The organism is Pseudomonas sp. WC2401 (genome assembly GCF_041200115.1).
Classification (GTDB): Bacteria; Pseudomonadota; Gammaproteobacteria; order Pseudomonadales; family Pseudomonadaceae; genus Aquipseudomonas; species Aquipseudomonas fragi.
Genome location: NZ_CP165623.1, coordinates 2,009,540 through 2,027,002, shown reverse-complemented (window position 1 = coordinate 2,027,002; position 17,463 = coordinate 2,009,540). Strand labels below are relative to the sequence as shown.

Genomic DNA, 17,463 nt, shown 5'->3' with positions numbered 1-17,463 from the left:
CATTGATAGTTGAGAGGATTATCACACCACAAGCGCACCCTTATACTGAAAAAAGAAACCCGTTCAGGAACACAGCCATGACCCAACGCCTTTTTTTTACCGACGATGCGCTGAACTGCGACGTTGACGTTACCCACTGTGTACCCCATGAAGACGGGTTCGCCGTCACCCTGGCCGCCACCCCCTTTCACCCCCAGGGCGGCGGGCAACCCAGCGACACTGGCTGGATCGGCGACAGCCAGGTCACTCGGGTCATGCAGGAGCAGGAATCCATCGTGCACTACACCACCCACCCTGTGACCACAGGCAAGGCGCAGGCCCGGGTCGACGAAGTGCGCCGCCGGCTCAATGCCCGCCTGCATTCGGCCGGGCATTTGATTGGTGTTTACGGCGAACAACTGGGCTGGGTGCCAACCAGGGCGCACCACTGGCCAGGCGAGTGCCGGGTGAGCTTTGTACCCGGCGACCAGCCGCAACCCCTTGAAGCAGAAGCCGTGCAGCACGCGCTGGCACAGTGGATCAGCGCCGACCTGCCAAGGCAGGTGCACCTTGCCACTCAACAACGCGCCGTCAGTTTCGGCGAATTGCCGGGTTACCCGTGCGGCGGCACCCATGTGCGCTCCCTGGCCGAGCTGGGTGCCGTCAACGTGCTGTCCGTCAGCCAGAAAAAGGGCGTGCTGTCTGTTCGCTACACGTTGGACTGAGCCCCCTCAGGGGTCGGTAGAAACAGCCGTTGCGCCATTGCCCGGTCCAGCTTGGCCCGATACACCTCGATATACTCATGGGAGCTTTGCGCCCGGGCGTACAGCGCCTGCTCACTCAAGGTGCGCTGCTGGGCGGTTTTCAAATGGGCCACTTCGAACTCGGCAACGGGGGTGTCCTTGGCCTTGTAATGAAAATGGGCAAACCACAGCTCGGTACCCTCCCGGGTCTTGATGACATATTCATCCAGGTAGTCCTTGCGCTGGCCCCGGGACAAATGCCGGCGTTGCCCCACACGGGCAATGCTCACCTCCCCCTGGGCCAGCAAGTACTCCACATTGGCCCCGGTGGGTGGCAGCCGCTTGATGATATTGATACGCAGGCTGCGACCCTCCGTACGCAATCTGCCAGCCGCCGCCTTGAGTTCGGCAATTTGCGCCAGGGCGGCTGTTTTGCGCTGCGGGTCCAGAACCTCGACATTATGGTTGGAAGCCAGCACGATTTTTTCGATCTGCTGCGCGACTTCGTCCAGCGCGCGAGCCTTGAAGTCGAGGATTTCCTCGATTTCCACCGGGATCTTCGACGTATTGGCACTGACCCTGTTCTGCGCGATGACTTCCGACAGCCGCTCCAGCAATTTGCGCGCCTCCACCTGCAGCCCGGCCAGTGGCCTGGCCTGGGAAGCCTGCTGGGTTGATGGCCGGCTGCTGCCGATTTCTTCCCAGTCCCCGGCCTGGGTTTTGCGGTACGAGCGGATTTTCATGCGGTCGATACCTTCGGCCACATCGACAATCTCTTCATCCGAACCTTCGGAAGTGGTGGAAGGAGGCCGGCGCTGCCCCACCAGGGTCACGTTGCGGGTAGTCTTGATGATTTGCTGGGAGCCCTGGGCCGAGGAGTTACTGGCCTTCGGCAGATTGAAGACACGGCTGGGCCCGGGCACAGGCTCTTCGGCTTCGGAGGATGAGCTTTCCGAGTCATGAATAACGTTCTGCATCTGGGCTTCTGCAAAGTTTCGTAGTTCATCCAGCACACGGATGATTTCCGGCAGGTACTCATTGCGAAAATGCTCTGAGCCAAGGCTTATGATGTTTCGGCATACCCCTTCGGCAGCATCGTACTGGCCAATGGTGCGGTCAAAAAAATCCAGATGATCGCCGGTATACAGCGTCCCTTCGCGGCGCAGGCTCAATTGCGACCAGGCGGTATCTATCAGTGTCCCTTGGCCGAAGAGGTTAAACGCGTGCTGCTCTTCAGGGGTCAGGTTGAATGCATCACGGCGGATAACCAGTTCGCAGAGGGTTTCCAGGTAGGCCGCCGCCCAGTGGCGATCAAAATAGTCGCCGTCGGGTTGGCTCGCTACTTCCAGCAACGAGCTTTCCTTGGGCAACGGCCGACGCTTGACCTCAGTCAGGGCCTGGCTCTCGCGCAAGGAGTTTTTATACAGCCGGGCCTCTACCTGCTCGGCCTGCTTCAAATCCTCGATCCAGCGCGCATAAGGCAGCGTTGAGCCACGGGATATCTCGGCCATCATCTCCAGCAGATCCGGAATGTAAGAAGGCCTGGAGTTGCAGACCGGCAGGAGATTGAGCGTTTCTTCCAGGTAGTTCTGCAACTTGAACAGGCGCAAGGTCAGTTGTACCCAGGTTTCCTGGGTTTTCATGGCAAAACCCTCCACGGGAGTGATGTCGTGGGAACGGGTTTTCACCGCGATCAGTTCCAGCACTGTAGTGCGCCATGCATCGATCTCGGCCTCGTAACGATCAACCAGCGCCGTGTGTCGCTCCGGGTATTTACCCAGCAGCTCCTCCGTAAGCCTGAGCACACGCTCACGTCTGTGCAGTTCAACATCCAGCTCCCCGGCCTGTTGCTCAAGGGCGGCGAGTTTCTGCGCCTTTTTTTCGCGCAATGCCTGGATCGCCTTTTTCGGCCCCCCGCCGCGCAACCCCAGACGCAGGTCCAGGCGCCACTGCCCGGCCTCATCGCTGCGCAGGCGCGGGCCGAACCTGGTTGGCTGGTTGTCGTCCTGAATCACCAAGCCATCGGCATCGCGGGCAACGCGGTAGGTGTGGCCGTCGACCTGCACATACGACTTGCCTTCATGGTTGATCACCCCTTGTAACGGGCCCACTTCGATGGGTGTGCCCTGGCTCAAGTCGATGGCGAGGGCGAACGTGTTCAAGCTCGCCTGCTGCGTCTGGTTCAGGCGTTGTTGCGCACCGAACCAGGAGAAATCCAGCGCGGAATAATCCCGGGCAGCACGGCCATCGAGGTCTGGCAGTTTTTTTTGCGCAAGCACCGAGGCAATATGGGGCTCTACCACCCGTGGGGGCTGTGGTTTAGCGATGCTGAACAGGGGCTCGTCGAGCGGCGCTTGCAGGCGCTGGCGCTCATTGGCCTGGGCCTTGAAGTTCAGGCCGGCATGCAGAAGGGCCTGGCTGATATTAAACAGCAGGTCGATCAGGGTTTGTTGCACCCCTTGCTTGTCGCCATTGATTCGCGCCTGCAGGCCGTTGTCCAGGCTCAGCAGGGTCTGGAACAGCCAGGCGGCTTTCTGCAAGGGCCCGCTGAGGAAAAATGTCAGTCCGTTGAACAGGCTCCAGCCATAGCGCTTGAGCAAGATCCAGCGCCGCTCGGCGGTCGAGACGGTCTGCTTGTCGGCCAAGGTCATCAAGGCCCTGGCATTGGCATCGAACATGGCCTCGAAATAATCCCCCACCACCCTCTGGGTGCCGAGGGTCGCCGGGCTGCGCGGCAACATGGCCAAAATGCCTTCAAGCAGCACACTTTCCAGATGCGGGCGCTCAAAGCCGCCGTCGGCGTAATAGCCGCGCGCATCATCGTCCAGCCAGGTCAGTATGCTTTCCTGCAGGTCGCCGGGCTGTTTGATCGCCGCCAGCAGCGCGGCCCAGCTGGCGAACTCCAGCAACGGTTCGGGCGAGAAAGGCTGATAGAGAATAAAGGGGCCGGTGCCAGTCTGCCGGGCCCCAAACACAAACATATTCGCCACCGTATCAACGCCCGCTCCTTCATAGGCATGAAACCCCAGGGGGCGCACGCACACATCGGCAGCGCTGGCCGGGTGCTGCCCGCCGGGGGCCATCAACCGGTTCAAGATGTCCACGCCCTGCTGGGTAAAACCGGCCTGCCCCCTAATTTTTCGCTCCAGGGCAAACAACGGCAATTGCACCTGCAATTGTGAGGCGAACAACCCCTTGCGCCGCGTCACCTCGGCCTCGTTGTCCACCAGCAGGTTTTTCAGCAGCGCGATATAGCGGCTGCCCACATCCAGTTCATCCACCAGATTTTTTACATAGGCACCATTCAGCCAGTCGGGTACGGCTTCGCCCGAGCGCTGCCTGGCCCCGATCAGGCCCACGGGCCAACCACCCCGGTAGGTCAGGACAAACTCGGCGAAGGGCAGCACATCGTCGGTGAAGATGGGCAGCTGCAAACTCTCGACGCCGATGTCATGGATCTCGATCTGGGCGATATCGAGCCCTGATTGCGGGTGGTCTTGCTCGATGCGCTGGCGGATAAGCCCCTCGGCATACTCCGGCATGGCCACGATACCCTCGAGAAACGTCTGGCCCCGGGTCTGGCGCTGCCAGGCAACCTCGGCGCCAATCAGCTTGCTGCAGGCCAACTGGTCTGCCGGGCTGGCCTGCCTCAGCCAGTCGGGCAATACCGCCATCACCCGCTGCAGTTCGGGGCGCTCCCGGGGGCTGAAAAACGGGAACATCCTGCCCGCCTCATCCAGCGCCTGCTCCAGGCGCGCGACCGTGTATTTTTCGGCTTGGGCATCAGCCCCTATGCGGGCAATGTCACGCAACTGCTCATCGAGCAGGGTGATGCCAAGCCCGGTGAAAAAATCCCCTTCAGGCTCATGCAGGCTCCAGCTCAGGGAGCGCAGGGCCGTGTCTTGCAATACGCGGGTAACCATACAGGTTGCAAACGCTTGCACCGAAGCGAACAGCTCGACGCCATGTTCCAGGGAGTAACCCAGCACAATCAGGCGATCGGGCATTTGCCGGGTCACCAGCATCACGCCCGGCAACTGGAAGCGTTGCCGCGCATCGTTATGGCTACCGTCAATATTCACCAGCCAGGCTTTCAGCGGGGTTTCCACGGTCCCTCGGGCCCGGTCCTGCCTGTCGGGGAACGCCGCCACCACCGCCAGCGCCACCGACTGCTCGGCAGGCAACGAGGGCGTACGGCCCTGAGCCAGGGCGGCGCTTTTCAGCGCCGTCTGCAACACCCGCCGCAACCACTGCAGGGGCGGCAGCGAACGGTCAGGGCTGTCACTCCAGAATTCGGCCAGCGCCTGCTGGTAGGCCTTGATCAGCAGCGGCGCATGGTCGTTGATAATGGCCTGCAGCTCGGCCATGCCCACGGCCAACGGATGGGGGGCCAGCCGGTTGGGATCGACCGTCAGGCGATGCACGCCCTGGATCAGGGTAACCGGCGTCGAGTTGATAAAACTGCGGATCATCGCATCCACAGGGTGCCCAAAACGATAACCCCGGGGCGTGCCGGAGCTATCGGTGCTTTCCACGGGTTCGGCAATGGCCAGTTGAGTAAAGTCCACGCTCAGGGCCGGATACTTCTCCAGCAGGGCCTGTTTGAAGCAGAGCGCCGCAACATTTTGAAAGGTCGGGCGCCGGGCAAAATCGGGGGCCGCAAAATTGCCCAGAACCGCGTGACGAACCAGTGAGTCGGGTGTGGTCGAAAGTGTTGGCATGGCAGTTCATCGCGTTGGATGGCAGACAGGGCCCTGCCCGTGCGGGGCAGAACCGGATTGCCTGATTGAACGCAACAAACCCGCACTGCGTGCGGTATCAGGATATCGCTAGGCGCTGGTACGCCGACGCTGGACAAAGCGGTCGACGTAATCATCCGCCGGCGCATGCAGGATCTCGTGGGGGGTACCCACCTGGATCAACTGGCCATCCTTGAGCACGGCGATGCGATTGCCGATACGCAATGCCTCGTCCAGGTCATGGGTGATAAACACGATGGTTTTTTGCAGGGTACGCTGCAGTTCGAGCAACTGGTCCTGCATCTCGGCGCGGATCAACGGGTCGAGGGCGCTGAAAGCCTCATCCATCAGGATAATATCGGTGTCGGTGGCCAATGCCCGCGCCAGGCCGACACGTTGGCGCATGCCGCCCGACAGCTGATGAATAAAGGCCTGCTCGTACCCCTGCAGGCCTACCACTGTAATCCAGTGGCGGGCCCGCGCCTGGCATTGCGCCGTGCTCTCGCCGCGCACTTTCAAACCATAGGCGACGTTATCCAGCACGTTGCGGTGCGGCAACAGGCCAAAGTTCTGAAACACCATGCTGATCTTGTGCCGGCGAAAATGGCGCAGGGCCGGCATGTCGTATTCCAGGATATCTTCGCCATCCACCAGGATCTGCCCGCTGCTGGGGTCGATCAAGCGATTGAGGTGACGTACCAGCGTGGACTTGCCCGAACCGGACAAGCCCATGATGACGAACACCTCCCCGGCCGCGATCGATAGCGACAAATCGTTGATGCCCACCACGCAGCCGGTTTCGGCCAGTACCTGCTCCTTGCTCTTGCCTGCGCGGATCATGGCCAGCACGTCTTTCTCACGATTGCCGAACACCTTGAACACGTTGCGCACTTCTATTTTGTTGACGCTCATTTCTGATCCCCGTGCCGCGGGCGGCCATAGGCCTGGGTAATACGGTCGATGACCACCGCCAGAATCACGATCGCCAGCCCGGCCTCCAGGCCCTTGCCCACGTTGAGGGTCTGGATGCCCACCAGCACATCCTCGCCCAGGCCTCGGGCGCCGATCATCGAGGCAATCACCACCATCGACAGCGCCATCATGGTGGTCTGGTTGATCCCGGCCATGATGCTCGGCATGGCCAACGGCAATTGCACGCCGAACAACTGCTGCCAAGGTGTGGCTCCAAAGGCGTTGATGGCCTCCATGACCTCGCGGTCAACCTGGCGCAGGCCCAGGTCGGTCAGGCGGATCAGCGGCGGCACCGCATAGATCACAGTGGCAAAAATTGCTGGCACCTTGCCCAGGCCAAACAGCATCAGCACCGGGATCAGGTACACGAAGCTGGGCATGGTCTGCATGATGTCCAGCAGCGGCATCAGCAGCGAGCGCAGGCGGTTGTTGCGGGCGGCGAGGATCCCCAGGGGGATGCCCAGCAGCACCGAAATGACCGTGGCCACCAGCATCAGCGCCAGGGTCTGCATCAGCTTGTCCCACAGGCCGACAGCCCCGACCAGGAACAGCAGGCCGACGATCAGCAAGGTGCTGAGGACTTTGCGCGTGGCATGCCAGGCAATCACCCCGACGATGGCCAGCATCAGCCACCAAGGGGTCAGGCGCAGCAGGTTTTCAAGGTTGACGATAGCCCACAGCAACGTGTCGGAGATGTGCCGAAACACATCGCCGTAGTTGCTGACCAGCGCATCAACCCCGTCGTTGACCCATCCTGCGATGGAAAACGTCAGATTGTCAGGAAACATGCAGTGCTCGCGTTCAAGAGGTTAATTCGCTTTAAGCGCCGCATCGACCTTGGCCGCTGCTTCAGGAGTGACCCAGGCGTGCCAGATCTGCGGTTGCTCACGCAAAAAGGCCTGCGCGGCCTTGCGCGGCTCGGTGCGTTTTTCGCTCATCTGCGCCAGGGTGGTGTTCAGCAGATCGATGGGGAAATCGACCTTCTGGTAGAACTCGACCAGTTGCGGGTATTGCTGGCTGAACGGCGTCGACACGCCGATGGCCAGTTTCGCCGGCAACGAACGAGTGCCCTTGGGGTTTGGGTTATTGACGTCGGCCAGGGTTTTCCAGGCTTCGGCATCAAAGGCAGGCTCTTCGAGCTTGATCAGCTTGTAACGGCCAATAAGCGGGGTGGGCGACCAGTAGTAGAACAACACCGGTTTGCCACGCTTGATTGATGAACTGACCTCGGCATCCAGCGCCGCGCCGGAGCCGGTACGGAAGTTCACGAAGTCCTTGTCCAGGCCGTAGGCCTTGAGCTTCTGGCTATTGACGATTTCAGAGGTCCAGCCAGTAGGACTGTTCAGAAAGCGACCGCGAGACGGGTCTTCCTGATCACGGAAAACATCTTTGTAGCGCGCCAGATCGTTGACAGACTTCAAGTCCGGCGCCACTGGCTTGATGCCTTTTTCCGGGTCGCCTTTGATCACATATTCCGGCACCCACCAGCCTTCACTGGCGTTCTTGACGATATCGCCCAGGCCCTGCACCTTGCCCTCGGCTTCGGCCTTGATCCACACCGGGCTACGCCCTGCCCACTCTTCTCCAATCACCTGGATATCGTTTTTGGCCAGTGCGGCTTCCAGGCTGACCGTGCTGCCCGGCAGTGTGTCCGTAGCCACGTCGTAGCCTTTTTCGGTAATCAGGCGCAGCACTTCGGTAATCAGGCTGCCGCTTTCCCAGGTGATGTCACCGAAGTGAACCGGGGTTTTCTGCTCGGCCAGTACTGGCTGAGCGACAAGGGCCACGGCCAACAGCGGACCACCGAGCCATTTTTTCAAGTTATTCATGGGGATTCTCTTGTTATGGAGGGGCGGTAGGGTGATTGCGCGATGGCGCAGCGCTTGAGTGCACGAACCATGTAGTGACTGACGCTGCGCCGGGAAATTCCCAGTTGTTGGGCAATTTCGGGGTATGTCAGGCCATTGAACCGTGACAGCACGAAGGTTTCCTTGACCTTGTCGGGCAAACCATCAAGCCGGGCGTCAATCACTTGCAGGGCCTGGAGTGCCTGGGCCAGTGTTTCTGGCGAGGGCGAATGAAGGGGTTCTTGCTGTTGCACGCTCATCAGATAGGCCCGCTCCACATCCCGGCGACGCCACAGTTGAAAGATCAAACGCCGGGCGATAGTCGTCAACAGCGCACGCGGTTCACGAATGACCAGGCTTTGAGGGGCACTTAAAAGCTGGGCAAACGTATCGGCTGCAATGTCTTCAGCGTAGCTGCTGGAATCGAGGTAACGGCACAATCGTGCATGCAGCCACAAATAGTGGGTGCGATAAAGCTGGCTCACATGGTCGCGGTGAGCGAAGTCGGCGCCGGACATAGAGGCTCCATAAAGTAAGTAGAACGGTATGTCCGGTGATCCGGTGCGGCGATGCTAGCAAAAGGTTTTATGCAATTTAAATACTAAAAAAACATTTGGTTATTCGTTTAAGCTATTAATGTTCACGCCATTACTGCAACACCCCATACCCGAATTCAGTCGCCTCCTGCCGATAATCGAGAACCTTCAGATAGTCTGCTTCGCTGGCGGGTAAAACTGCCCGCAGCCCCAGGGTTGCAGCGACCTCGGGTAATTGCAGCAAGGCAGTATTCATTGCCTGGCGAATCCGCTCAGCGCCGTCAGGTCCGGCATTGAGGGCAGTGATGTAAGGCAGGGTCGGGCTGGAGGCCGTACGCGCCACAACCCGCAGCCCGGCAACTTCTGCCGGGGCATAACGGGCCAGGTAGGCAAAGGTCACGCTGTCGATGGCGGCCAGGTCTGCCCAGCCTTCACGCACCCAGCGCAGGCTTTGCCGGTGCGCCCCGCTAACGGCCACTGAGGCAAAAAAGCGCCCGCCGCGCTGCAGGGGCGCAAGGCGATGGCGCAACAGATTCATGCCGCTGTTGGAGTGCAGATCATTGATCACCCCGCGGCTGCCCGCAAAAGCGCCCAGATCGCGGCGCGGGTCTGCATCACGGCTGACAATCACACTGCAATGCTCACCGCCACTGCTGTCAGGCCATTCGTACTGCGGGCGACCGATCACTTGCACCTGCCCGCGCAACTGGGTCAACAGCGGGTAGCCGCAGGTCTGGCTGAGCAACAGGTGCGCAGACCGCCACAGCGCCAGTGAATCCAGGCCCCGGGCATCACCACGCGGTTGCTGCAACAGCTCGAGAATGCGGGTCAACCACTGCTCATTGGCCTGGCTGACTTGCTGGGGGGCTACATACATTGCCAATTCGGCATAACGGCCAGACATGGAAGGCACCTTTAGTAATTAACTGAACGGATGCTGCGGGCTATCAATCGCCTGCACCGCGTGACGACGAATCAGCTCACCGTAGCCTTGCACCAGGAAACCACCACTGCGTTGCTGCCACTGCGCGCGCCGCGCCCGGTAGACCCTGGGCAGGTAAAACCACGGCAAACTCGGTAAATCATGGTGCACCAGATGCAAATTGAGGTTCAGGAACAGCCAGGTCCAGGGCCAACCGGCTTCATTGAGTACCGTTCGCTGTTCCGGCCGGACTGCGGGGCGGTGCTCATAAAAGGAACGGACCATGCCCACTGACAAAACCGGTACGGTGACCAGAAACACATACTGCCAAACGGCCAGTTCGCTGCAGTACGCAATAAAGGCAAACATCAGCAGGGTAAAAAAACCGTGGGTCAGCCACATACACCAGGCTTGCCGGTCGCCACGGCGCAGGCGCCGCAGCTCTTCTTGGGCCATACCGTACAACGCCAGGGGTGGCCCCACCAGCAAGCGGCCGGGCACCGTTTTGTTCAGCCAGAGCAGACCGCGCAACAGTTTCGAACTGCCTTGCCAGTGAGCCTGAGTCATATAGCGGCTTTCGGGGTCGATCCCGGGAAGGGTCAGGTCATGATCGCGGTGATGCTGCAAATGGCTGTCGCGATACAGGGTATAGGGGTACCACAGGGCAAAAGGGGCGTAGCCCAGCACTTTGTTAAGGCCATTGAAACGGGTGGGATGGCCGTGCAGCAGTTCGTGCTGCACCGACATCCACAGCACCACCACCGGAATCAGCAGCACAATTGTCCAGCCCGCACCGAGCAGCGGGCTGCCCAGCAGCAAGGCGAACCAGGCAGCGGGTACGGCAAGCAGCAAAAACCAGGTAGGCCACTGGGTTCGACCGGTGAAGGTAAGGGACAAGGCCTGGATGTCCCGTTGCTGGGCGCTATCGAAGTAATACGACATCTGAAGAACTCAAATCAGGTTTGAATTCTTGTGTGGCGCCAGCCGGGGTTTTCTTGCAGATCGATTGGTTATCAGCTTAGAAGCGTTTACGCGGAGCAAGAAAAGCAAAACCCGGAAACGCAAAAAGCAGCCCTAAGGCTGCTTTCTGAGTGTTTTTTGCAACTGCGTAGCTCCAAAAAACAAAATTTGGAGCGGGAAACGAGACTCGAACTCGCGACCCCGACCTTGGCAAGGTCGTGCTCTACCAACTGAGCTATTCCCGCAATAATGGCGTCCCCTAGGGGACTCGAACCCCTGTTACCGCCGTGAAAGGGCGGTGTCCTAGGCCACTAGACGAAGGGGACGTTGCCCGAAATGTACACGTACATTTCAGTGCCAGATCACTAACAAACGTTAGTCTCTTGGCTTTCACTCAACTTCGCCCGAAAGCAAAGCTGCTTAAAAATGGAGCGGGAAACGAGACTCGAACTCGCGACCCCGACCTTGGCAAGGTCGTGCTCTACCAACTGAGCTATTCCCGCAATAATGGCGTCCCCTAGGGGACTCGAACCCCTGTTACCGCCGTGAAAGGGCGGTGTCCTAGGCCACTAGACGAAGGGGACGTTGCCCGAAATGCACACGTACATTTCAGTGCCAGATCACTAACAAATGTTAGTCTCTTGGCTTTCACTCAACTTCGCCCGAAAGCAAAGCTGCTTAAAAATGGAGCGGGAAACGAGACTCGAACTCGCGACCCCGACCTTGGCAAGGTCGTGCTCTACCAACTGAGCTATTCCCGCAATGGCGTCCCCTAGGGGACTCGAACCCCTGTTACCGCCGTGAAAGGGCGGTGTCCTAGGCCACTAGACGAAGGGGACACACTACAACTTCACTGGTTACAAGCGTTTGGCTGTTTGCTTTACGCTGCAATTGGCGCGCATTCTAGGGATGGATTGGAAGGTCGTCAACCCCAATATGAAAATATATTGAAATCAATGACTTCCCCCCTATTAAGGCGTTTTCCTACGGAGTCTCAAGCCAAGCTCCTGGCGCCTATATTCCGGCACCCTACAAGGGGTTATGATTGCCCAACCTCAGTGATGGCAGTTTGCTGCCCGTCGATCTTCAGCCTCTCTATATACCCAGGCGACCCGACCTCACCGAGACAGCGCACCCACAACCAGAAGAGGTTTTAACGTTGACGCCCTCCATGATCGCCCTGCTTGTCGTCGCCGGGATCGCACTATTGATCGCCATCGTCTACATCAACCATGTAGTGGAAAACAACAAACTGGAGAAGGCCCGCCTCAAGGTCGAACTCAATGACCGCGTGCGCCGCTGCAGCGAGGTCAACGAAACGTTTCCCGGGCAACTGATGTCCCCTGCCCTCAAACTGCTGATCACGCGCCTGGAACTCAACGCCCTGCAGCGTCTGTTACTGCTGCACAAATCCAGCGCCGACTTGAAGGCGCAAGTGGCCGAACTCACGGGCTTGATTGGCAAAGGCGAGTCGATCCCGGTCAACAACCCGCCCAACCCCATCATGAGCGAGGCCAAGGCCAAGGACGTGCGCTTCTTGCTGGAAACCCTGCACGGCCAGATTACCCGTGCTGCGCAGGATGGTTTTCTGCCTACCAATGAAGCCAAGCAATGGCTTAAAGAGATTCGCCACTTGTTGGTGGTGGTGCATATCGAGTTCTTCAACAACCTGGGCAAGCTCGCCTTACAGAAAAACCAGCCGGCCCAGGCCCGCCTGGCTTTCGAACGCGCCGTGCAGTATTTGCGCAAACAGCCGGTGCCGGCCATGTACAACGCCCCCCTGAAGGACTTTGAAGCACAGCTGGCCCGCGCCGACGCCCAGGTGCAAAGCGCACTCGCGCCGAATACGGGCGAAGTGAACGAGCTGACTGAAGGCTTGAAAACCGACGAAGCCGATGCGGACTGGAAAAAGAAGTCGATTTACGACTGAGCCCCTCATATCAAGAGGTGGGAGCGGGCTTGCTCGCGATGGCATCACCGGGCACTCCCTGGAGACCGCGCTGCCTGCATCGCGAGCAAGCCCGCTCCCACAACATGACGCCCACGGCAAATCGCACGAACATACGCGGCACTGAGACTTAGAAATTCGAATCAAGACCCGGGACGGGTCAGAGGGCGTAACACACAAAGGCAGCCGCGCGGGCTGCCTTTGCGTTTGACGTCAGGCTACCGGATTGATTTCTTTTTCCGGGTACCACACGTCCAGCAGCGGGCTGACTTCAACGGTGGTCAGCTCTGGACGCGCCTTGAGCCAGGCTTCAACAGCTGCACGCTGTTCTTCGCTGACCGAGCCGCGCTTCTGCAGGCAAACCAGACCGTAGTCGTCGCCGCCAACATAACCCAGACCGTTGGCTTCCATGGCTTCTGCCAGGAAAGCTGCCAGGAATGCATCGATAGCCTCTTCCGACAGGTCTTCTTTGAAATCCAGGTTCAGCTCAAAACCCAACTCCTGAAATTCATCAACGCACAGTTTTTTGCGCAGACGCTGGGAACGATTAGTAGCCATTGAACAATCCTCTTAAGTAATAACGGGCGGCACTTTAGCAGCTTCGGCCGCCCGGCGCCCGGTTCCGTGTGAACGGTTCATCGTTTTCTATACTTTATCCACCAAACCCTGTAACAGGTGGATGCACAAGCCCGACAACCTTGGGGCATAATGCCAACACTTTTATGACCATTGAGGGAACTTTTCATCATGCCCTCGTATTTTTCCCCCTCGCCTGCAGGGTTTTACTTCATATGATCAAATCTTTACGGCCACTGCTTCTCGCCAGCTTTTTCCTGCCACTGGCTTTCGGCGCCAACGCCGCCCCCGTCAATACCACCCTCACATCAAAAGTTCAGCAAGCGCTCAAAACCAACAAGCTGGGCGACGACGCCTTGTCGCTGGTGCTGCTGCCCCTCAGCGGCCCCGGCATTCCAACCGTGTACAACGCCGACGTGTCCATGAACCCGGCCTCCACCATGAAACTGGTGACCACCTACGCGGCCCTGGAAATGCTCGGCCCGACCCATCAGTGGAAAACCGAGTTCTACACTGACGGCACGCTCAACAACGGCATCCTGCAAGGCAACCTGTACCTCAAGGGCGGCGGCGACCCCAAGCTCAACATGGAAAAACTCTGGCTATTGATGCGCGACCTGCGCGCCAATGGCGTGCAGCAGGTGACCGGCGACCTGGTGCTTGACCGCAACTTCTTCGATCAGCCGCAACTGCCGGTGTTCAACGATGACGGCAATGACAAGAACAAGCCCTTCCTGGTCAAGCCCGACTCGTTGATGGTCAACCTCAAGGCCCTGCGCTTCGTGGCCCGCAACGATGGCGGCAAAGTCCTGATCTCGGTTGAACCACCGATTGCCAGCATCAAGATCGATAACCAGGTCAAAGCCGTCAACGCCAAGCAATGCACCGGCGATGTGCGCTATAACCCGGTCACACAAGCAGACGGCTCGGTGATTGTCACCGTCAGCGGGCAACTGGCTGATGGCTGCAACTCGCAGACTTATCTGTCCCTGCTTGATCACGCGACCTACACCGCAGGTGCCGTGCGCGCCATCTGGAAAGAGCTGGGTGGCAGCATCCAGGGCCAGGACCGCCAGGCCAGCGTGCCAAAAGGTGCCAAGTTGCTGGCACGCGCGTTCTCGCCTGACCTGGCCGAGATCATTCGCGACATCAACAAGTACAGTAACAACACCATGGCCCAGCAGTTGTTCCTGAGCCTGGGCGCGCAGTTTCGCAATGACGCCGACGGTGACGACGCCAAAGCCGCACAGCGCGTAGTGCGCCAGTGGCTGGCGAAAAAAGGCATCACTGCGCCGCACCTGGTCATGGAAAACGGCTCCGGACTGTCGCGGGCTGAGCGTGTCAGCGCACGGGAAATGGCGCAAATGCTCCAGGCAGCCTGGAAAAGCCCCTACGCTGCCGAGTTCATCAGCTCCATGCCCATTGCCGGCAAGGACGGCACCATGCGCAAACGCCTGAAAACCACGGCCATGAACGGCCAGGCGCATATCAAGACCGGCACGCTGAATACCGTGCGGGCCATTTCCGGTTTTAGCCGCGACAGCAACGGCAACACCTGGGCAGTGGTCGCCATCCTCAACGACCCTCGCCCGTGGGGTGCCTCGGCAATTCTCGACCAGGTGCTGCTCGACCTGTATCGCCAGCCGCAAGTCCCTAACAGTGCGGTATCCATCGCTCAGTAGGGCATTGGCCAGGCAATAAAAAACGCCCCTGATCTTGCCGATCAGGGGCGTTTTTTTTGTGGGCGCAATTGCCTTGAGAGCAGCTCTGCCCTGTGGGAGCGGGCTTGCCCGCGATGCAGGCGACACGGTTAATCAGGCAAACCGCGGCGACACCATCGCGAGCAAGCCCGCTCCCACAATCACGCCAACGACTCTCAGCGCGCCATGATTTTCCAGGCACGGTGGATTTTGCTGTTGCGGGCAAAGTCCGGGTCGATGGTGCTGGCAGTGATTTCTTCGACCGAATAACGCGCTTCCAGATGCTCATCAAGAATGAACTTGCGGAAGTTGTTCGAGAAGTACAGCACGCCACCCGGCGCCAGACGGGCCATGGCCAGATCCAGCAATTGCACGTGATCGCGCTGCACATCGAAGATACCTTCCATGCGCTTGGAGTTGGAGAAAGTCGGCGGATCGATAAAGATCAGGTCGTACTCTTCGCGGCAGGCATCCAGCCACACCATCACATCACTCTGCTCCAGACGGTTCTTGTCCGAGAAACCGTTCAGGGACAGGTTGCGACGCGCCCAGTCCAGATAGGTTTTCGACAGGTCAACACTGGTGGTGCTGCGCGCGCCGCCCTTGGCTGCATGCACACTGGCCGTTGCGGTGTAGCAGTACAGATTGAGGAAGCGCTTGCCCGCGGCTTCTTTCTGGATGCGCATGCGCATCGGGCGGTGGTCCAGGAACAGACCGGTGTCCAGGTAGTCGGTGAGGTTGACCAGCAGCTTGACGCCGCCTTCATTGACCTCGGTGAACTTGCCCTGGGCACTCTGACGCTCGTACTGCTTGGTGCCGCTCTGACGCTCGCGGCGCTTGACGATCACCCGGCTCTTGTCGACGTTCAGTGCCTGCGGGATGGCCGCCAATGCATCGAACATACGCTCCGAAGCTTTCACCGGATCGATGGACTTGGGTGCCGCGTACTCCTGGACGTGAACCCAGTCGTGATACAGGTCGATTGCCATCGAGTACTCAGGCATGTCGGCGTCGTAGACACGGTAGCAATCGATGCCTTCGCGCTTGACCCACTTGCCCAGGGCCTTGAGGTTCTTTTGCAGGCGATTGGCAAACATCTGCCCGCCTTCGCTCAAGCGCGGCTGCTCGATCACCACCGGGGCCGGCTTGATCGGGTTGCCGTTCTTGTTGAACTTCTCGTACTTGGTCGGCGCTTCGATGTTGGAAGGCAGATCGGACTCAGCCTGCTCGCGCTCAGCCTGACGCTGCTCGGGAGTACGACGCTCGCCAGTCACGAACTGATCCGGCACCACCTTGATCAACAACAGCTTGCACGGCAAGGCGCCGTTCCAGAACGAATACTGCTTGTGGCTACGGATACCCATGCGCTTGCCCAGGTCCGGAGCACCGGTAAATACCGCCGCCTCCCAGTTCAGACAGGCTTGACGCAGGCGTTCGCCGAGGTTCTGGTAGAGGTAGAGCAGGCTCGCCTCATCACCCAGACGCTCGCCGTAGGGCGGGTTACAGATCACCAGGCCTTTCTGGTTCTGGTCCGGGCGCGGCTCGAAAGTCGCGACTTCGCCCTGGTAAATCTTGATCCAGTGGCTCAGGCCTGCACGCTCGATATTGTTGCGCGCTGGCTGGATCAGGCGCGGATCGGCTTCATAACCACGAATCCACAGCGGTGGCTTGGCCATGCCGATTTCGGCGCGCTCGGTGGCTTCGTCGTGGAGTTTTTTCCAGATGGCCGGAATGTGACCGAGCCAGGCATCGAAACCCCAATGGATACGATTGAGGTTCGGTGCCATATCGGCGGCAATCATTGCACCTTCGACGAGGAACGTACCCACACCGCACATCGGGTCAGCCAGGGCAGCGCCTTCGGCGGCCATACGTGGCCAGCCCGCACGAATCAGGATGGCTGCCGCGAGGTTTTCCTTCAGCGGGGCTGCACCCTGCTGCAGACGGTAGCCACGCTGGTGCAGGCTGCTGCCCGACAGGTCCAGCGACAGAATGGCTTCGCCACGGTCCAGGCGCAGGTGGATGCGCATGTCCGGGCTGATCTTGTCGATCGAAGGACGCTCGCCGCTTGGCGTGCGCAGTTTGTCGACGATGGCGTCCTTTACCTTCAACGCACCGAAGTGGGTGTTGTCGATACCCGAACCGTGACCACTGAACTCAACGGCCAGGGTGCCATCCGGGACCATATGGTCTTGCCAGTCAACGTCCAGCACACCGTGGTACAGGTCTTCAGCGTCCTTCATCGGGAAACGCTTGAGCACCAGCAGCACACGGTTGGCAAGACGCGACCACAGACACAGGCGGTAGGCAGTTTCCATATCTGCCATGCCTCGAATGGCCGAGGTATGCTCGCGGGCTTCCTCCAGGCCTAGGCCAGTGGCCTCGTCGAGGAGCAGGCCTTCAAGGCCTTTGGGGCAGGTAAGGAAGAGTTCGTAACGATCCGACATGGGATTCCTGAGCTTTAAGCTATCTGTGAAGAGGCAACGCATTGCCTGCTCCGTTTTCAATCAAGCGCTTTTCTTGAAGAGCGCTCGCATGGCA

Annotated in this window: 12 protein-coding genes and 6 tRNA genes; 3 read left to right on the top strand and 15 right to left on the bottom strand. The window is 59.4% G+C overall.

The window, feature by feature from the left end:
• Positions 1-77 precede the first annotated feature (77 nt).
• Positions 78-704, top strand: coding sequence for an alanyl-tRNA editing protein (locus tag AB3G35_RS09270; protein WP_340079915.1), 627 nt, complete (start codon positions 78-80; stop codon positions 702-704).
• Here the strand turns inward: AB3G35_RS09270 and AB3G35_RS09265 are convergent.
• The 13 genes from AB3G35_RS09265 to AB3G35_RS09205 all read right to left on the bottom strand — a co-directional run bounded on the left by AB3G35_RS09265 (position 689) and on the right by AB3G35_RS09205 (position 11,537).
• The gene (locus tag AB3G35_RS09265; protein WP_369782551.1) at positions 689-5,443 is read right to left on the bottom strand and encodes a dermonecrotic toxin domain-containing protein; all 4,755 of its coding nucleotides are present in this window, start codon (positions 5,441-5,443) and stop codon (positions 689-691) included. The genes AB3G35_RS09270 and AB3G35_RS09265 overlap by 16 nt on opposite strands.
• Before the next feature lie 108 nt (positions 5,444-5,551).
• The gene (locus AB3G35_RS09260) at positions 5,552-6,373 is read right to left on the bottom strand and encodes a glycine betaine/L-proline ABC transporter ATP-binding protein (protein ID WP_016779925.1); all 822 of its coding nucleotides are present in this window, start codon (positions 6,371-6,373) and stop codon (positions 5,552-5,554) included.
• On the bottom strand, positions 6,370-7,221 hold the full coding sequence (locus tag AB3G35_RS09255) for a proline/glycine betaine ABC transporter permease (RefSeq protein WP_134049534.1): 852 nt from the start codon (positions 7,219-7,221) through the stop codon (positions 6,370-6,372). Before AB3G35_RS09255 ends, AB3G35_RS09260 begins: the two co-directional genes overlap by 4 nt.
• A 21-nt stretch (positions 7,222-7,242) precedes the next feature.
• Positions 7,243-8,262, bottom strand: coding sequence for an ABC transporter substrate-binding protein (locus tag AB3G35_RS09250; RefSeq protein ID WP_106117027.1), 1,020 nt, complete (start codon positions 8,260-8,262; stop codon positions 7,243-7,245).
• Entirely contained in the window at positions 8,259-8,798 is a 540-nt protein-coding gene (locus AB3G35_RS09245; RefSeq protein WP_369782550.1) for a sigma-70 family RNA polymerase sigma factor, read from the bottom strand. The genes AB3G35_RS09250 and AB3G35_RS09245 overlap by 4 nt, the downstream gene beginning before the upstream one ends.
• Before the next feature lie 130 nt (positions 8,799-8,928).
• Positions 8,929-9,720 carry a phosphate/phosphite/phosphonate ABC transporter substrate-binding protein gene (locus AB3G35_RS09240; protein WP_134049532.1) on the bottom strand — a complete coding sequence of 264 codons (792 nt, stop codon included), beginning with the start codon at positions 9,718-9,720 and terminating at the stop codon, positions 8,929-8,931.
• Between the two features lie 18 nt (positions 9,721-9,738).
• The gene (locus AB3G35_RS09235; RefSeq protein ID WP_169882335.1) at positions 9,739-10,680 is read right to left on the bottom strand and encodes a fatty acid desaturase; all 942 of its coding nucleotides are present in this window, start codon (positions 10,678-10,680) and stop codon (positions 9,739-9,741) included.
• A 187-nt stretch (positions 10,681-10,867) separates the two neighbouring features.
• Positions 10,868-10,943 (bottom strand) — tRNA-Gly (locus AB3G35_RS09230).
• A 5-nt stretch (positions 10,944-10,948) separates the two neighbouring features.
• Positions 10,949-11,024, bottom strand: a tRNA-Glu gene (locus AB3G35_RS09225).
• Positions 11,025-11,125: 101 nt separating this feature from the next.
• A tRNA-Gly gene (locus tag AB3G35_RS09220) sits at positions 11,126-11,201 on the bottom strand.
• Between the two features lie 5 nt (positions 11,202-11,206).
• Positions 11,207-11,282: transfer RNA gene (locus AB3G35_RS09215), tRNA-Glu, on the bottom strand.
• A 101-nt stretch (positions 11,283-11,383) separates the two neighbouring features.
• Positions 11,384-11,459 (bottom strand) — tRNA-Gly (locus AB3G35_RS09210).
• Positions 11,460-11,461: 2 nt separating this feature from the next.
• Positions 11,462-11,537, bottom strand: a tRNA-Glu gene (locus AB3G35_RS09205).
• 332 nt (positions 11,538-11,869) lie between these two features.
• On the opposite strand from AB3G35_RS09205, the gene AB3G35_RS09200 reads away from it, so the two are divergent.
• Entirely contained in the window at positions 11,870-12,628 is a 759-nt protein-coding gene (locus AB3G35_RS09200; protein ID WP_083369820.1) for a hypothetical protein, read from the top strand.
• 231 nt (positions 12,629-12,859) lie between these two features.
• Here AB3G35_RS09200 and AB3G35_RS09195 read toward each other — a convergent pair whose 3' ends face one another.
• A complete protein-coding gene (locus AB3G35_RS09195; protein ID WP_016779918.1) occupies positions 12,860-13,204 on the bottom strand; it encodes a YggL family protein in 345 nt (114 codons plus the stop codon).
• A 233-nt stretch (positions 13,205-13,437) separates the two neighbouring features.
• Here AB3G35_RS09195 and dacB point away from each other — a divergent pair, with 233 nt between their 5' ends.
• Positions 13,438-14,904 carry a D-alanyl-D-alanine carboxypeptidase/D-alanyl-D-alanine-endopeptidase gene (gene dacB, locus AB3G35_RS09190; protein ID WP_369782549.1) on the top strand — a complete coding sequence of 489 codons (1,467 nt, stop codon included), beginning with the start codon at positions 13,438-13,440 and terminating at the stop codon, positions 14,902-14,904.
• 194 nt (positions 14,905-15,098) lie between these two features.
• Here dacB and rlmKL read toward each other — a convergent pair whose 3' ends face one another.
• The gene (gene rlmKL, locus AB3G35_RS09185) at positions 15,099-17,369 is read right to left on the bottom strand and encodes a bifunctional 23S rRNA (guanine(2069)-N(7))-methyltransferase RlmK/23S rRNA (guanine(2445)-N(2))-methyltransferase RlmL (RefSeq protein WP_083369819.1); all 2,271 of its coding nucleotides are present in this window, start codon (positions 17,367-17,369) and stop codon (positions 15,099-15,101) included.
• Positions 17,370-17,463: the final 94 nt, after the last annotated feature.

Excerpts from the sequence above, each read along its gene's own strand:
- AB3G35_RS09260 (WP_016779925.1), bottom strand. The coding sequence starts at position 6,373 with ATGAGCGTCAACAAAATAGAAGTGCGCAACGTGTTCAAGGTGTTCGGC.
- AB3G35_RS09250 (WP_106117027.1), bottom strand. The coding sequence starts at position 8,262 with ATGAATAACTTGAAAAAATGGCTCGGTGGTCCGCTGTTGGCCGTGGCC.
- AB3G35_RS09240 (WP_134049532.1), bottom strand. The coding sequence starts at position 9,720 with ATGTCTGGCCGTTATGCCGAATTGGCAATGTATGTAGCCCCCCAGCAA.
- AB3G35_RS09270 (WP_340079915.1), top strand. The coding sequence starts at position 78 with ATGACCCAACGCCTTTTTTTTACCGACGATGCGCTGAACTGCGACGTT.
- AB3G35_RS09200 (WP_083369820.1), top strand. The coding sequence starts at position 11,870 with ATGATCGCCCTGCTTGTCGTCGCCGGGATCGCACTATTGATCGCCATC.
- AB3G35_RS09235 (WP_169882335.1), bottom strand. The coding sequence starts at position 10,680 with ATGTCGTATTACTTCGATAGCGCCCAGCAACGGGACATCCAGGCCTTG.
- AB3G35_RS09195 (WP_016779918.1), bottom strand. The coding sequence starts at position 13,204 with ATGGCTACTAATCGTTCCCAGCGTCTGCGCAAAAAACTGTGCGTTGAT.
- AB3G35_RS09245 (WP_369782550.1), bottom strand. The coding sequence starts at position 8,798 with ATGTCCGGCGCCGACTTCGCTCACCGCGACCATGTGAGCCAGCTTTAT.
- AB3G35_RS09265 (WP_369782551.1), bottom strand. The coding sequence starts at position 5,443 with ATGCCAACACTTTCGACCACACCCGACTCACTGGTTCGTCACGCGGTT.
- AB3G35_RS09255 (WP_134049534.1), bottom strand. The coding sequence starts at position 7,221 with ATGTTTCCTGACAATCTGACGTTTTCCATCGCAGGATGGGTCAACGAC.
- dacB (WP_369782549.1), top strand. The coding sequence starts at position 13,438 with ATGATCAAATCTTTACGGCCACTGCTTCTCGCCAGCTTTTTCCTGCCA.
- rlmKL (WP_083369819.1), bottom strand. The coding sequence starts at position 17,369 with ATGTCGGATCGTTACGAACTCTTCCTTACCTGCCCCAAAGGCCTTGAA.